Origin of the sequence: Actinoalloteichus fjordicus (assembly GCF_001941625.1) — a bacterium.
Classification (GTDB): Bacteria; Actinomycetota; Actinomycetes; order Mycobacteriales; family Pseudonocardiaceae; genus Actinoalloteichus_A; species Actinoalloteichus_A fjordicus.
The window spans coordinates 1,628,658-1,642,247 of sequence record NZ_CP016076.1; the positions used below are offsets into that span (position 1 = coordinate 1,628,658).

The following is a 13,590-nucleotide window of genomic DNA, read 5'->3' on the forward strand; positions in this document are numbered from 1 at the left end:
CATGCGCCGTCGGTCGAATCGCTTCGACAACCGATCGCGACACGATGGAGGAGAGCCGCGTGAGCGAGTTTCGCGAGATCCCGGACGGCCTGGAGTGGCGTGGTGACCACCAGGTGGTGCGGATCGAGCCGTGGGGTGCGGACAGCGTCCGCGTGCGGGTCGGCCACACGGTGCTGCACTCCGATCTGCCCGGCGCGCTCGGTGAACGGCCGACCGCCGAGACGGAGTGCAAGATCGACGCCGAGGGCGCGAGCCTGATCAACGGCGGCATCCGGGTCGACGTCGACGTCAAGGGCAGGCTTCGATTCCTGCGCACCGACACCGAGGAGGAGCTGCTCGCCGAGGAGCCGATCCACTTCTGGTGGCCGGGGCCTCGGCTCTTCGCAGGCGTCGGCAACGGCTACCACCGCATCGAGCAGAACTTCCGTGCCTACCAGGGCGAACGGCTCTTCGGCCTCGGCCAGCACCAGCACGGCCTGCTGGATCAGAAGGGCGCCGTCGTCGAGCTGATCCAGCGCAACTCCGAGGTCACCATCCCGTTCCTGCTGTCCGATCGGGGTTACGGGCTGCTGTGGAACAACCCGGCCGTCGGACGGGTCGAGCTCGGCGTCACCGGCACGCGCTGGGTGGCGGACTCCGCGCGGCAGATCGACTACTGGATCACCACCGGGCCCGGCCCCGCCGACGTGCTCCGCAACTACGCGGCGGCCACCGGCAGGTCACCCATGCTGCCGGACTGGGCCGCCGGATTCTGGCAGAGCAAGCTGCGTTATCGCAGCCAGGAGGAGCTGCTCACGATCGCGAGGGAGTACCACACGCGGGGCCTGCCGCTCTCGGTGATCGTCTGCGACTTCTTCCACTGGACCCACCTCGGCGAGTGGCGCTTCGATCCGGTGGAGTGGCCGGACCCCGCCGCCGCCGTCCGCGAGCTGTCCGAACTCGGCGTCAAGCTGATGGTGTCCATCTGGCCGTCGGTGAGTCCGCTGGCCGAGAACTACCCGGAGATGCTCGACAAGGGCCTGTTCATCGCCACCGACCAGGGGCCGCCGGTGCATGCGGACTGGCCGGACAAGGGCGTGGAGTCCCCCGTCGGCATCGGGGTGTCGTTCTACGACTCCACCAACCCCGAGGCCAGGGAGTACGTGTGGAACCGGGTGCGGGAGAACTACTACGAGCACGGCATCCGGGTCTGGTGGCTGGACGCCTGTGAACCGGAGATCAAGCCCGGCACGCCCGGTAACCTGCGCCTGCACGCCGGGCCGGGCCTCGAGGTGCTCAACAGCTATCCGACCGAGAACGCCAGGGCCTTCTACGAGGGCATGCGGGCCGAGGGCGAGACCGAGATCGTCTCGCTGTGTCGGTCGGCCTGGGCAGGCAGCCAGCGGTACGGCGCCGCACTCTGGTCCGGCGACATCGCGGCGACCTTCGAGTCCCTCGGTGAGCAGATCCGGGCGGGGTTGAACGTCGCGGTCAGCGGCATCCCGTGGTGGACCACCGACATCGGCGGCTTCCACGGCGGCGACCCCGAGTCGGAGTACTTCCGGGAGCTGGTGGTCCGCTGGTTCCAGTACGGCGTCTTCTGCCCGCTGTTCCGCCTGCACGGCGACCGCGCGCCGAGGATGGGCCTCGGTCCGACCATGAGCGGCGGTCCCAACGAGGTGTGGAGCTTCGGCGACGAGGCCTACGAACTCATCAAGACGTCGTTGGACCTGCGGGAGCGCCTGCGGCCCTACGTGCTCGACCAGATGCGCGTCGCCCACGAGACCGGGCTGCCCCCGATGCGCCCGGTGTTCGTCGACTTCCCCGACGACCCGGCCGCCTGGTCGGTGGACGACCAGTTCCTCTTCGGCCCCGACGTCCTGGTGGCCCCGGTCTACGCGCTCGGCGAGCGGGCCAGGCCGGTCTACCTCCCGGCGGGCGATACCTGGACCGACGCCTGGACGGGCGAGGTTCATGAGGGCGGGCAGACCCTGACTGCCGACGCCCCGCTGCACCGCATCCCGGTGTATCTGCGCGCGGGCGCGCAGGTGCCGATTCACGGGTGATCTCGGCGTCATCCGGCGCAGGCGGCCCGCGAGCTGCCTGCGCCTCCGCCCCGCCGCCACACGAGAGAGAGATTCCGTGAACGCCTTCAGCGAAGCCAGGATCAGTCGGAGAACCTTGTTGTCCGCCCTCGGCGCGGGCGCCGCCGTCACCGCGGCGGGTCCGTTGTTGAGCGCCTGCTCCTCGGGCGGCGGCGGGTCGACCTCCGGCGGCTCGGTCACCAGCGAGGACCGGCTGACCGCACTGCTGCCCTCGTACTCGCCGATCGAGTACGCCGCGCCCGACCTGCCCGGCGTGCAGGGCTCGGTCCCCGGTTACACCAGCTATCCGGGCGAGTTGATCCGGGCGGTCACCGAGACGCCGGGCACGGGCGGCGAGGTGACGGCGATGACCCCGGCCTACTGGCCGCTGGCACCGTCGGACAACGCCTACTACCGGGCGGTCAACGAGCGACTCGGCGCCGAGGTGAACTTCAGCGTCGTCAACGGCAGCGACTACGCGGCCCGGCTCAACGCGCAGCTGGCGGGCGGCGAGATGCCCGAGCTGACCGTGATCCCGGACTGGGACGTGCCCGCGCGGTTCGGTGAGGCGGTCGGCGGTTCCTTCACCGACCTCACCGAGTACCTCCAGGGCGATGCGGTCGCCGCGTACCCGCGGCTGGCCAATCTGCCGACCCGTTCCTGGGCGTACTGCGTCTGGAACGAGGGACTGCGCGCGGTCCCGACTCCGGCGGGTCTGTTCCCGCTGGCCCTCTATCACCGCCACGACCTCTTCCAGCAGGCCGGACTGGCGCCGCCGCAGAGCGCCGACGACCTCTACCGGCTGTGCACCGAGATCACCGATCCCGACGCGGGGCGGTGGGCCTGCGGCAACATCTTCTTAGAGGTCAAGCGCATGTTCAGCGTCCCGGCCGAGTGGAGCCGGGACTCGGCGGGCAACCTCGTCAACGAGGCCGAGACCGAGGCCTTCGCCGAGGCGGTCGCCTTCATGGCCCGGCTCTTCGAGGAGGGCCACGTGCACCCCACCGTCGCGGGGAGCACCACCGGACAGGAGAAGGAGCTGTTCGAGAGCGGTGCGCTGTGGCTGTTCAGCGACGGCATGGGCGCCTGGCAGGAGGCGCTGGCCCGGCAGCTTCCCGCCAATCCGAACTTCGACATGCGGCCGTTCCCGGCGTTCTCCCACGACGGCAGCGAACCCGTCTACTACACCCAGGAGGCGGCCAACCTGATGACCTTCATCCGGTCCGACCTTCCTCGGGAGCGGGTGGAGGAGCTGCTGCGCATCCTCGACTTCTGTGCCGCGCCGATCGGCTCGGAGGAGAACTACCTGGTCAACTACGGCATCGAGGGCGAACACAGCGAACGCGGCGCCGACGGTGCACCCGCGCTCACCGACCTCGGCTCCCGCGAGATCACCATCACCTACGGCTTCCTGGCCAAGCCGCCCTACATCGTCGACCAGTCGCAGTACCCCGGCTACGTCGAGGCGATGCACGCCTGGGAGGCCGAAGTCGCTCCGTTCCAGGTGGACAAGCTCACCGACGGGCTGCGCATCGAAGAGCCGCCGCGCCTGACCGGACTGGTCCAGCAGCTCGACGACCAGCTCCAGGACCTGCTGCGCGGGCGCAGGCCGGTGAGCGAACTCCCCTCGGTCATCGAGGGCTGGCGGCGCGACGGCGGCGACGAGATGCGCGAGTTCTACGCCCAGGCGCTCGACGACGCCGGACGCTGAGAACGGCGCCTCGATGACCCTCCACGCCGCAGAACCCGCTGCGGGGGCCTCCACGCAGGCAGGCCCCCGCGAGCCCGTCCCACCGTCTCGTGCCGCGCTGCGCCGGGCGGACCGGCGTCGTCGATTCCGCCGCGACTGGCCGTTGCTGCTGATGGTCGCACCGACGATCCTGGTGCTGGGCGCGTTCCACTACCTTCCGCTGCTCGGCAACGTGATCGCCTTCCAGGACTACTCGCCGTTCGTGGGCATCCTGGAGAGTCCGTTCGTCGGCTTCGCCAATTTCGAGCGGCTGTTCGGCGACCCGGATTTCTGGCGGGCGACGGCGAACACGCTGGGCATCACCGCGTTCCAGCTCGTCTTCTTCTTCCCGGTGCCGATCGTGCTGGCGCTGCTGATCAACAGCCTGCTCAGCGCCCGGCTGAAACTGTTCATCCAGAGCGTGGTGTACCTGCCGCACTTCTTCTCCTGGGTACTGGTCATCACGCTGTTCCAGCAGATGCTCGGCGGCGCCGGGGTGGTGAACAACTTCCTGCGGCGCAACGACCTCGGCGTCATCGACCTGATGACCAATCCGGACACCTTCATCCTGCTGGTCACCGCCGAGGGGATCTGGAAGGACGCGGGCTGGGGAATGATCATCTTCCTGGCCGCGCTGAGCACGGTGAACGCCGATCTGTACGAGGCGGCGGCCGTGGACGGGGCGAACCGCTGGCGCAGGCTGTGGCACGTCACGCTGCCCGCGCTGGTACCGGTGATCGTGCTGCTGTTGATCATGCGCCTCGGCGATGCGCTGTCGGTCGGCTTCGAACAGTTCCTGCTGCAACGCGGCGCCGTCGGGGTCAATGCCTCGGAGGTGCTCGACACCTACGTCTACTACGAGGGCGTGGTCAACGGCGACTTCGCCTACGCGGGCGCGGCGGGCCTGTTCAAGGGAGTCGTCGGCCTGCTGCTGGTCCTCGGGGCGAACAAGGCCGCGCATCTGCTCGGTCAGCAGGGGGTGTATTCGCGCTCATGACCACGATGGCCGAGAGACCAGAGACGACCACGCCGCGTCGTCGCCGCCATCCGCTGCGGCCCGCCTGGGAGGAGGAGCCCACGCCGCTGGGGCGGACGGCGAAGGCCGTGGTGATCACCCTCGTGGTGCTCGCCGTGGCGTTCCCGCTGTACGTCGTCGTGCTGACCAGCCTCTCGCCGCAGGAGGCGATCACGCGGGCGGGCGGGCTGGTGGCGGTGCCCGACGGCTTCACCTTCGCCGCGTACGAGGAGATCCTCTCCGGGGGAGTGGTGACCAGATCGGTGCTGGTCAGCACCGGACTGACCCTCTTCGGCACGCTGTTCAGCACCACGCTGACGGTGCTGGCGGCCTATGGGCTGTCGCGGCGCGGCTCCTTCGCCCATCGACCGCTGCTGTTCGCCGTGCTGCTGACCTTCCTGTTCGGCCCCGGACTCATCCCGACCTATCTGACGGTGCAGACCTTCGGACTGCTCGACACCTACGCCTCTCTGGTGCTGCCCACCGCCGTCGCCGCGTTCAACCTGGTGGTGATGCGCTCGTTCTTCATGAGCATCCCGCAGGAGCTGACCGACAGCGCCCGCATCGACGGGGCTGGCGAGTTCCGCATTCTGGTCTCGCTGGTGCTGCCGCTGTCCAAGGCGGTCACGGCGGTGATCGCCCTGTTCTACGGCGTCGGCTACTGGAACGCGTTCTTCAACGCCTTCCTGTATCTCAGCGACAACGACAAGTGGCCCTTGCAGCTGGTGCTGCGGACCTATGTCCTGGAGGGAATTCCTATTCCGGGCGCCGGGCCGATCGATTCGGTGGCAGGCGGGCCGCTGCCGACGCTGGCGGTGAAGATGGCCGTCGTCGTGCTGGCTGTGCTGCCGGTGTTGTTCGTCTATCCCTTCGTGCAGCGGCACTTCACCAAGGGCGTCATCATCGGCGCGGTCAAGGGGTGAGACGGGGCCGGTATGTCGAGGTGCCCGCGACTGGGTGGGAGAAGCGCGTCTGCTCGGGATCTCGGTGTGGTGCATGGGGTTCGCGTGCGGCGGCGACGCGGAGCGGGTCCGCCGCAGAGCGGTGCCGACCGGCCTGGAACGCGGGGTCGACGTGGGATTGAGGGACGCCGCCCCGTCGGTTGCCCGATCGACGGCGAGCCGCCGGTCGACGGCGCGGCGACGTGACAGGCGTCCGAAAGGGACGCCCGTGGCGGCTTACTCCGATCGAGGAAATCCGTTGCTGAGACTGAGGTTTTCATCGTGGTGAATCCTTTCCTGATCGTCCTGAACGGGCTAACGACATCACCCGGTATCGCCTTGACGGCGAAGTCCGGCTGCCCATTGACTGGACAGGTGAGGTCCGCGTCGTACGCGGGCCTCTCTTCCTGTTCGTCGTGAACCATGTCAGCCGAGGAGTACCTCTTGTCTCTGCCCACCGAGCCGATCGGCAGCATCCCGCGTCCCGACTATCTGTTGCGTGGAAGAGGTGATCTGGCCGCCGGGACGATCGACCAGGCTGAATTCGACGCGCTGGCCGATCGCGCGGTCCGGGAGACCGTCGAGCGCCTCGCCGCCATCGGCTCGCCCGTGGTGACCGACGGAGAGCAGACCAAGTCCAGCTTCATGACGTACCCGCTGGACGGCGTCGACGGACTCGCGCCCGACGGCGTGGTGATCCCCTTCGCCGACGGTCACGTGCGGATGCTGCCTCGGCTGACCACGGGCCCGTTCCGCTACGGCGTCCACGCCGTGCGGTACCTCCAGGCGGCGCGGAAGGTCGCCTCGGTGCCGGTCAAGCAGTCGTTGATCGCGCCGTCCGCGCTGAGCCTGCTCTACCCGGCCGACGGCATCGACGGCTACCCGCGCGAGCAGTTCCTCGCCGACCTCGCGGACGAGGCCGAGCGCGACATCCGTCAGTGCCTCGACGCGGGCGCGGACTCCGTGCAGCTGGACTTCACCGAGGGCAGGCTCTCGCTCAAACTCGATCCGTCCGGCGGGGTGCTGCGCGACTTCGTGGCGCTGAACAACACGGTGCTCGACCGGTTCACTCCCGAGGAACGGGCCAGGATCGGCGTGCACACCTCTCCCGGCGGCGACCAGGACTCCACGCACAGCCTCGACGTCGACTACGCCGAGCTGCTGCCGCAGTTGTTCTCGCTGCGTGCGGGCCGCTTCTACCTCCAGCTGGCGAGCGAGCCGGACCCGGATCGGGTGCTCGCCGCGGTCGCCGAGGCATCGTCACCGGATCAGCGCGTGTTCGTCGGTGTCGTCGACCCGATCGACCCTCGGGTGGAGACGGCGGAGGAGGTGCGTGATCGAGTGTTGCGCGCCGCGCAGTACATCTCACCCGACCGGCTCGGCACGTGCGACGACTGCGGGTTCGCGCCGTACGCCGACGATGTCTCGACCTCGCGAGACACGGCGTTCGCCAAGATCGAGGCGCGGGTGTCGGGCACTCAGAAGGCGGCCGCCGAACTCGGCTGCTGAACCCGCTGCCTGCCGCACCGATCGCAGCAGACCGGGGCGCCGCGAACGGGCCGACGACCAGGCGGCGGACGGACAGCAGCGGGCACGGGTCGAATCCAGCCTCTCGACCACGAGGTCCGAGACGCCGGGCCGGTCGCGCTTCGGGCGGTGACGCCGCCGGGGCGCGGCCGGTGGCCGGGCTCCACCCGGCTGCGGGCGCCGACCATGCGGCTCCCGGCCGAGACCGACGGTGCGACGAGAGGGAGTGCGTGGCATGAGCGACATCGCGGACGTGACCCGGGGACGCCTGGTCTTCGGGGGCGACTACAACCCGGAGCAGTGGCCGCGCGAGGTGTGGCGCGAGGACGTCGAGCTGATGCGCCGGGCCGGCGTGAATCTGGTGACGGTGGGCGTCTTCTCCTGGGCCAGGCTGGAACCGACGCCGGGCGCGCGGGACTTCGGCTGGCTCGACGAGGTGTTGGACCTGCTGCACGCGGGCGGGATCGCGGTGGACCTGGCCACGCCGACCGCGAGCCCGCCGCCCTGGCTCGGCCATCGACATCCGGAGACGCTGCCGGTCGACGCCGACGGCCGACGGCTGCTGTACGGCTCCCGCAACCAGTTCTGCCCGTCCTCGCCGATCTACCGCAGGCATGCCCTGTCACTGGCGACCGACCTCGCCGAGCGGTACGGTGGCCATCCGGCGCTGGCGATGTGGCATGTGGACAACGAGCTGTGCGAGGTCTGCCACTGCGACGTCAGCGCAGCACATTTCCGGCACTGGCTGCGCAGTCGCTACGGCGATGACCTGGCCGCGCTCAACGAGGCCTGGCACACGGTGTTCTGGAGCCAGCGCTATTCGGACTGGGCGGAGATCATGCCGCCGCGACGGGCGCCGTACCTGATCAATCCGGCCCAGCAGCTGGACTTCCGCCGTTTCTCCTCCGCCGCGCTGCTGGAGTGCTTCGAGGTGCAGCGCGACGTGCTGCGCGCCGCGACGCCGGACATCCCGATCACCACGAACTTCCTCGGCCTGGACGCCCCGCTGGACTACCGGGCGCTGGCCGAGCGGGAGGACGTCGTCTCTCACGACTGGTACCCGGACCCGACCAATCCGGCCGCGCACGAGATGTCGGGACTGGGCTTCGACCTGATGCGCTCCCTGGCGGGCGGCCCGTGGTTCCTGATGGAGGGTGCGACCAGCGCGGTCAACTGGCGGCGCCGCAACGCCGCCAAGGCGCCGGGACAGCTGCGGGCCGAGTCGCTGCACGCGGTGGCCAGGGGCGCCGACGCCGTCTGCTTCTTCCAGTGGCGGGCCTCCCGCGCCGGGGCGGAGAAGTACCACTCGGGGATGGTTCCCCATGCGGGCCCCGACAGTCGGATCTTCCGCGAGGTCTGCGAGCTGGGGGCCGAGCTGGCGGAGCTGCACGAGGTGGTGGACGCCGAGGTCGAGTGCGAGGCGGCCCTGGTGCTGGACTGGGACAGCTGGTGGGCGGTGCGGCTCGACGCCCACCCGACGGCCGACATCGACGTGCTCGGCCGACTCCGAGGCTTCCACGCGGCGCTGACCCGGCTCGGCGTCGCGGTGGACGTGGTGGCCCCCGACGCCGACCTGTCCGCTTATCGGCTGGTGATCGCGCCGAGCCTCTACCTGGTCACCGACGACGCGGCGGCGAACCTGACGTCCTTCGTGGCGCGCGGCGGCACCCTGGTCCTCGGGTACTTCTCCGGCATCGTCGACGAACACGACCACATCCGCCTCGGCGGTTATCCCGCGCCGTTCCGGGAGGCGCTGGGGCTGCGGATCGAGGAGTTTGATCCGCTTCCCGAGGGCGAGACGGTGCGGTGCTCCTCGACGCTGCTCGGCGGATTCGAGGCCCGCGACTGGCTGGAGGAGCTACGACCGGAGGGCGCCGAGGTGGTGGCCGAGGTCGCGGAGGGACGCCGGGCGGGCAGGCCGGTGGTGCTGCGCCACGAGTTCGGCACGGGCACGGCCTGGTATGTGGCGACGGAGCCCGATCCCACCGCCTTGGCCGCGTTGACCCGGCAGGTGTGCACCGATGCGGGGGTGACCGGAGTCCTGGACGGGTTGCCCGCCGGGGTGACGGCGACCCGCCGCGGCCGGGTGCTGTTCGTGATCAACCACGGTCCGGACCCCGCATCGGTGGAGTTGCCTGCCTGCGTCGATCTGTTGCGCGGCGGGCGGTGTGCGGGTCGGACGGAGCTGGCGGGGTTCGGGGTGCTGGCGTTGGTGGGGGAGTAGGGGGCAGGTAGGCAGTCGGCGGGCGAATCCGGTCGAGCGAGGAGCATCCGTTGATGCGGGTGCACGGCGAAGACTTCTGCGCAGATTTGGTGCTTTGCCTGCGGCGATACACTCGACGACAGCGCCACCATCGGTGCGTCCACCCCGCCGATGTCTCGACTTCAAGGGAATTGAAGGAGCCTGACGTGGACGTTCAGGACGCGCTGATCGGTCATCGCATTCGTGAGGTGCGGCGTTGGCGACGGCTCAACCTCACCGTGACCGCCGAACTGGCAGGGATGTCCGCCGGGTATCTCTCTCGCCTGGAGCGGGGCGAGCGGACGGTGAATCGCCGGTCGATCCTGGAGGCGTTGGCTCAAGCCTTGCGTGTATCGCCCACCGATCTCACGGGACAGCCGTACGAGCCGACGGACCCCGTCAGCTCAGAGGCGCATGCAGCGCTCGCCAGGATGGAGATCGTGCTCGGAGAACTGGATCTGGGTACCGATCCGGGAGTTCGAGCCCGTCCATGGGCTCAGATCGAGAAGTCTGTCGATCATCTGAACACGGTGTTGCGGCGCGACGCCGACTATGCAGGCCAGGGGCAACTCGTTCCCGGGCTGCTGACGGAGTTGCACGCTGCCTACGTGCAACAACCAGAGCATCGTGGTGACATTCTCGTCGGACTGCTGCACGCTTACCACTCGGCTGCGGTGCTGACGAAGAATCTCGGTGTGCGGGGCCTGCCGATACTGGCCGCGAGGCTGGCCGAGGGCTGTGCCCGCGAGCTGGGAAGACCGGAGTGGACCGCTTTCGCGAGCTGGCTGCGAAGCCATGCGGCGGGCTCGCTGGGGAGGGCTCGCCAGTACGAGATGAGCGTGCGGGCGGTCGACGCGGTGGTGGTCAGAGATGCGAACGCCGTGCAGATCTCGGGAATGCTGCACCTCAACGCCGCCTTGGCGGCCGCCGCGCAGCAGAAGGCCGATGTCGTCTCGACGCATCTCGATGAGGCTGCCGCGTTGGCAGGTCGACTCCCTGAGGGAGCGGAGAACTTCGGTTTCCTGTACTTCGGGTCCGACAACGTCGGGATCTGGCGGGTGTCGCTGATGACCGAGCTCGGGGCAGGCGGGAAGGTCGCCGAACTGGCTCGGGGGGTGCATCCGGCGGCGCTGCCCGCCAGAGCACGTCAGTGCATGTACTGGACCGACCTGGGACGAGCGCTGATCACGGAACGGGCCACCCGCGACGAGGGGATCCGCGCGCTGCGACGGGCCGAGGAGATCGCGCCGCAGCGGGTGCGCAACAACCCGTTCGTCCGCGAGGCGGTAAGCGGCCTGCTCCGATCTTCCCGGAGCGAAGCAGGCCGCCGGGAACTACGTGGTCTGGCGTGGCGGATGGGAGTCGCGCCCACTCAGTGATTCTCATTCGGGTGAACGGGATATGTTTTGCCTTCTTGGCAAAATCGCGCGTGTCGTCACCCGTAACGTCGCCTCCAATGACAGAGGTGCTGCGTCGAGGCGATGGCATCAAGTGGGCATCGCCCATCCCATTGACGATCGCGTGACAGCGACATGGCCATACGGATGCCTTCCTTGTCGCACCCGAGTGGAGGAGAAGGAAGAATGTCGATCACAACCGACTCGGATTTGCTGATGCCTGATCTGTTGCCCGCTTCTCGGCTCCGTCCTCCGGTATCGCAGGACACGCCGTCGGAAGGCGCCCTGCGGCCGTTCGGCCTGGCGTGCTCCACTGTCGTGCTGGACGAGGAGATCACCGTCGTGGAGAACCACCGCTACGACCAGGACCGCCAGATGGCCGTGCTCTCCGACGGCAGCCTGCTCGTGGACTCCCCGTTGACCGCAACGACGAACAACACCACGATCACCAAGGTAGACAATCAGGAATTCACTGACGTCGAGCCCGTCGATTGATTGAAAGTGGCAATACCGTGCCGGTTATGGTGATCAGTCGCGAGTTCGACGTGACCGTGGATCTCGTGCTTCGTGAGTTGGACCGGCGTCGCGAGCTCGCTTTTCGATTCGATCTCGCAGACTTCCCGGAGTCGCTGTCCCTCGATGCGCGTCTCGTCGACGGCCGGTGGGACGGACGGTTACGAACGGGCGGAGGGGTCTGTGACCTTGATGCGGTGCGTGGTGTCTGGTACCGCAAGCCGAGTCGCTTCGCACCGCACAAGGGGATGACCGATACCGAGCAGCAGTGGGCGGTCGTCGAGTCCCGCATGGGGTTCGGCGGCCTGCTCGCAGCGCTGCCGTGCCGCTGGATCAATCACCCGCATCGCAACGCAGTCGCCGGGGTGAAGCCCGGTCAGCTCGTCGTGGCGGCGGCGCTCGGGCTGACCGTGCCGGAATCGCTGGTGACCAATGATCCGATCGAGGCTCGTGAGTTCGTCGCGGCCCAGCCTGACGGGGCCGTCTACAAATCGTTTCACGGAGGCACCGGGACCGAGTCAGGCCGCATGACCGCCCTTTACACGACGCCTGTCAACGCCGCGGAGATCACCGACGGCGTCCAGCGGGCCGCTCATCTGTTCCAGGCCCGGGTGCCCAAGGCGTTCGAGGTACGGGTGACCGTGGTCGGCGATCGGCTGTTCGCGGTGCGGATCGACGTGGACTCCGAGATCGGTCGGCAGGACTGGCGGGCCGATCACGCCGGACATACCTACACGGTGATCACCCCGCCAGGGGACGTCACTACGCGGATACATGAGCTGATGCAGCACTTCGACCTGATCTTCGGCGCACTGGATTTCGTGGTCACCCCTGCCGATGAGTGGGTGTTCCTCGAAATCAATCCGAACGGCCAGTGGGGCTGGTTGCATACCGCCCTCGGCCTTCCTATCCCGTCGGCCCTGGCCGATGCACTCACCATGGGAGACCCACCGTGACGACCGCCCCGCCCGCCGATGCCACGACGCTGCGCAGGCAGCTCACCGCCGAGCTGGTCAGTCGAGAGAGGCTGTCCTCTCCGCGATGGGTTGCCGCTTTCGAAGCCGTTCCCCGCCATGAATTCGTTCAGCGGTTCACCTTGCCCGGTTCCGCGACCGTCCACTATGTGCTCGACGCCGATCCCGAGGGAGCCGCTTTGCGGCTCGCCTACTCCGATGCCTCACTGCTCACCCAGCACGACGACGGCGGGACCCCGACCTCGTCCAGCAGCGTGCCCTCGTTGATGGCGTTGATGCTCGAAGCTCTCGACGCCCATCCCGGCCACCGAGTACTCGAGATCGGCACCGGCACCGGCTACAACGCCGCCCTGCTCAGCCATGCACTGGGCGAGGACGCCGTGACCACGATCGACATCGACCCCGGACTCATCGCGGGCGCCCGGCAAGCACTGGACACGGCAGGATTTCGCCCCACGGTGCTCTGTGGGGACGGTGCAGCAGGCGCACCCGACCACGCGCCCTTCGATCGGCTGATCACGACCTGCGGGCTGCACCGCATCCCACCGCCCTGGCTCGATCAGGTCCGCGCAGGCGGCCTCATACTCGCGAACCTCGGTCTCGGCCTGATCCTGCTCCGCCTCGACGAGCAGCACACCGCCACTGGTCGGGTTCTCGACTACGCAGCCTTCATGCACATCCGCCCTGCTGCGGACCACACCGCACCGACAGCCCGCGACCTCGTCGCCTCGGCGACGCCCGACCGTCCCGGTCATCCTGGTCGCTTCACCCGCGACCTCGACGAACGCCCCGTCGACCTTCTTGTATCGGTTGTCCTGCCCGGCGTGCAGAAGGTCGTTCAGCACCGCCGGGACGGCGACCGCCTCCTTCTTGGCCACACCGCATCCGGCTCGTGGGCCCGTGTCTCGCCCAGCCCTGACAGGCAGACCGCCGACGTCGTCGAGCACGGCCCCCGCTCCCTGTGGACCGAACACCTCGACGTCGTCGACTGGTGGAACCGCCACGGCCGACCCGAGATCACCCGACTCGGCTTCACCGTCACGCCCACGGCACACACGCTGTGGCTCGACGATCCCGACGGCTCGGCCCTCCTTCGCCTGTCTGACTGATCAGGCGTGTCGATCGGCCGGGCGCCCCGGGAGGTGTGGTGCGGGCTGACGGGCGGATGCGAGCTGCCGTGGCGATTCCG

At 68.8% G+C, this 13,590-nt stretch carries 10 protein-coding genes; all 10 read left to right on the forward strand.

Going from position 1 to position 13,590, the window contains the following annotated elements; translation table 11 throughout:
• Window positions 1–59 precede the first annotated feature (59 nt).
• Window positions 60–2,045: a glycoside hydrolase family 31 protein gene (locus UA74_RS07440; RefSeq protein ID WP_232237666.1), complete on the forward strand. Its 1,986-nt coding sequence runs from the start codon at window positions 60–62 to the stop codon at window positions 2,043–2,045.
• A gap of 76 nt (window positions 2,046–2,121) precedes the next feature.
• Window positions 2,122–3,774: an extracellular solute-binding protein gene (locus UA74_RS07445; protein ID WP_075739619.1), complete on the forward strand. Its 1,653-nt coding sequence runs from the start codon at window positions 2,122–2,124 to the stop codon at window positions 3,772–3,774.
• A gap of 13 nt (window positions 3,775–3,787) precedes the next feature.
• Window positions 3,788–4,789, forward strand: coding sequence for an ABC transporter permease (locus tag UA74_RS07450; protein WP_083683002.1), 1,002 nt, complete (start codon window positions 3,788–3,790; stop codon window positions 4,787–4,789).
• 5 nt (window positions 4,790–4,794) lie between these two features.
• Complete coding sequence (locus UA74_RS07455) at window positions 4,795–5,730, forward strand: carbohydrate ABC transporter permease (protein WP_198042957.1); 936 nt, start codon at window positions 4,795–4,797, stop codon at window positions 5,728–5,730.
• A 462-nt stretch (window positions 5,731–6,192) separates the two neighbouring features.
• Window positions 6,193–7,257 carry a cobalamin-independent methionine synthase II family protein gene (locus UA74_RS07460; protein WP_075743520.1) on the forward strand — a complete coding sequence of 355 codons (1,065 nt, stop codon included), beginning with the start codon at window positions 6,193–6,195 and terminating at the stop codon, window positions 7,255–7,257.
• Between the two features lie 253 nt (window positions 7,258–7,510).
• Window positions 7,511–9,499 (forward strand): beta-galactosidase, encoded by a 1,989-nt coding sequence (locus tag UA74_RS07465; RefSeq protein ID WP_075764093.1) that lies wholly within the window; start codon window positions 7,511–7,513, stop codon window positions 9,497–9,499.
• A 185-nt stretch (window positions 9,500–9,684) separates the two neighbouring features.
• Window positions 9,685–10,896 carry a helix-turn-helix domain-containing protein gene (locus tag UA74_RS07470; RefSeq protein ID WP_075739623.1) on the forward strand — a complete coding sequence of 404 codons (1,212 nt, stop codon included), beginning with the start codon at window positions 9,685–9,687 and terminating at the stop codon, window positions 10,894–10,896.
• Window positions 10,897–11,130: 234 nt separating this feature from the next.
• Complete coding sequence (gene tgmA, locus UA74_RS07475; RefSeq protein ID WP_075764095.1) at window positions 11,131–11,409, forward strand: putative ATP-grasp-modified RiPP; 279 nt, start codon at window positions 11,131–11,133, stop codon at window positions 11,407–11,409.
• Between the two features lie 26 nt (window positions 11,410–11,435).
• Window positions 11,436–12,383, forward strand: coding sequence for an ATP-grasp ribosomal peptide maturase (gene tgmB, locus UA74_RS07480; RefSeq protein WP_083683004.1), 948 nt, complete (start codon window positions 11,436–11,438; stop codon window positions 12,381–12,383).
• On the forward strand, window positions 12,380–13,510 hold the full coding sequence (locus UA74_RS07485) for a methyltransferase domain-containing protein (protein WP_075739626.1): 1,131 nt from the start codon (window positions 12,380–12,382) through the stop codon (window positions 13,508–13,510). Before tgmB ends, UA74_RS07485 begins: the two co-directional genes overlap by 4 nt.
• Window positions 13,511–13,590 lie beyond the last annotated feature (80 nt).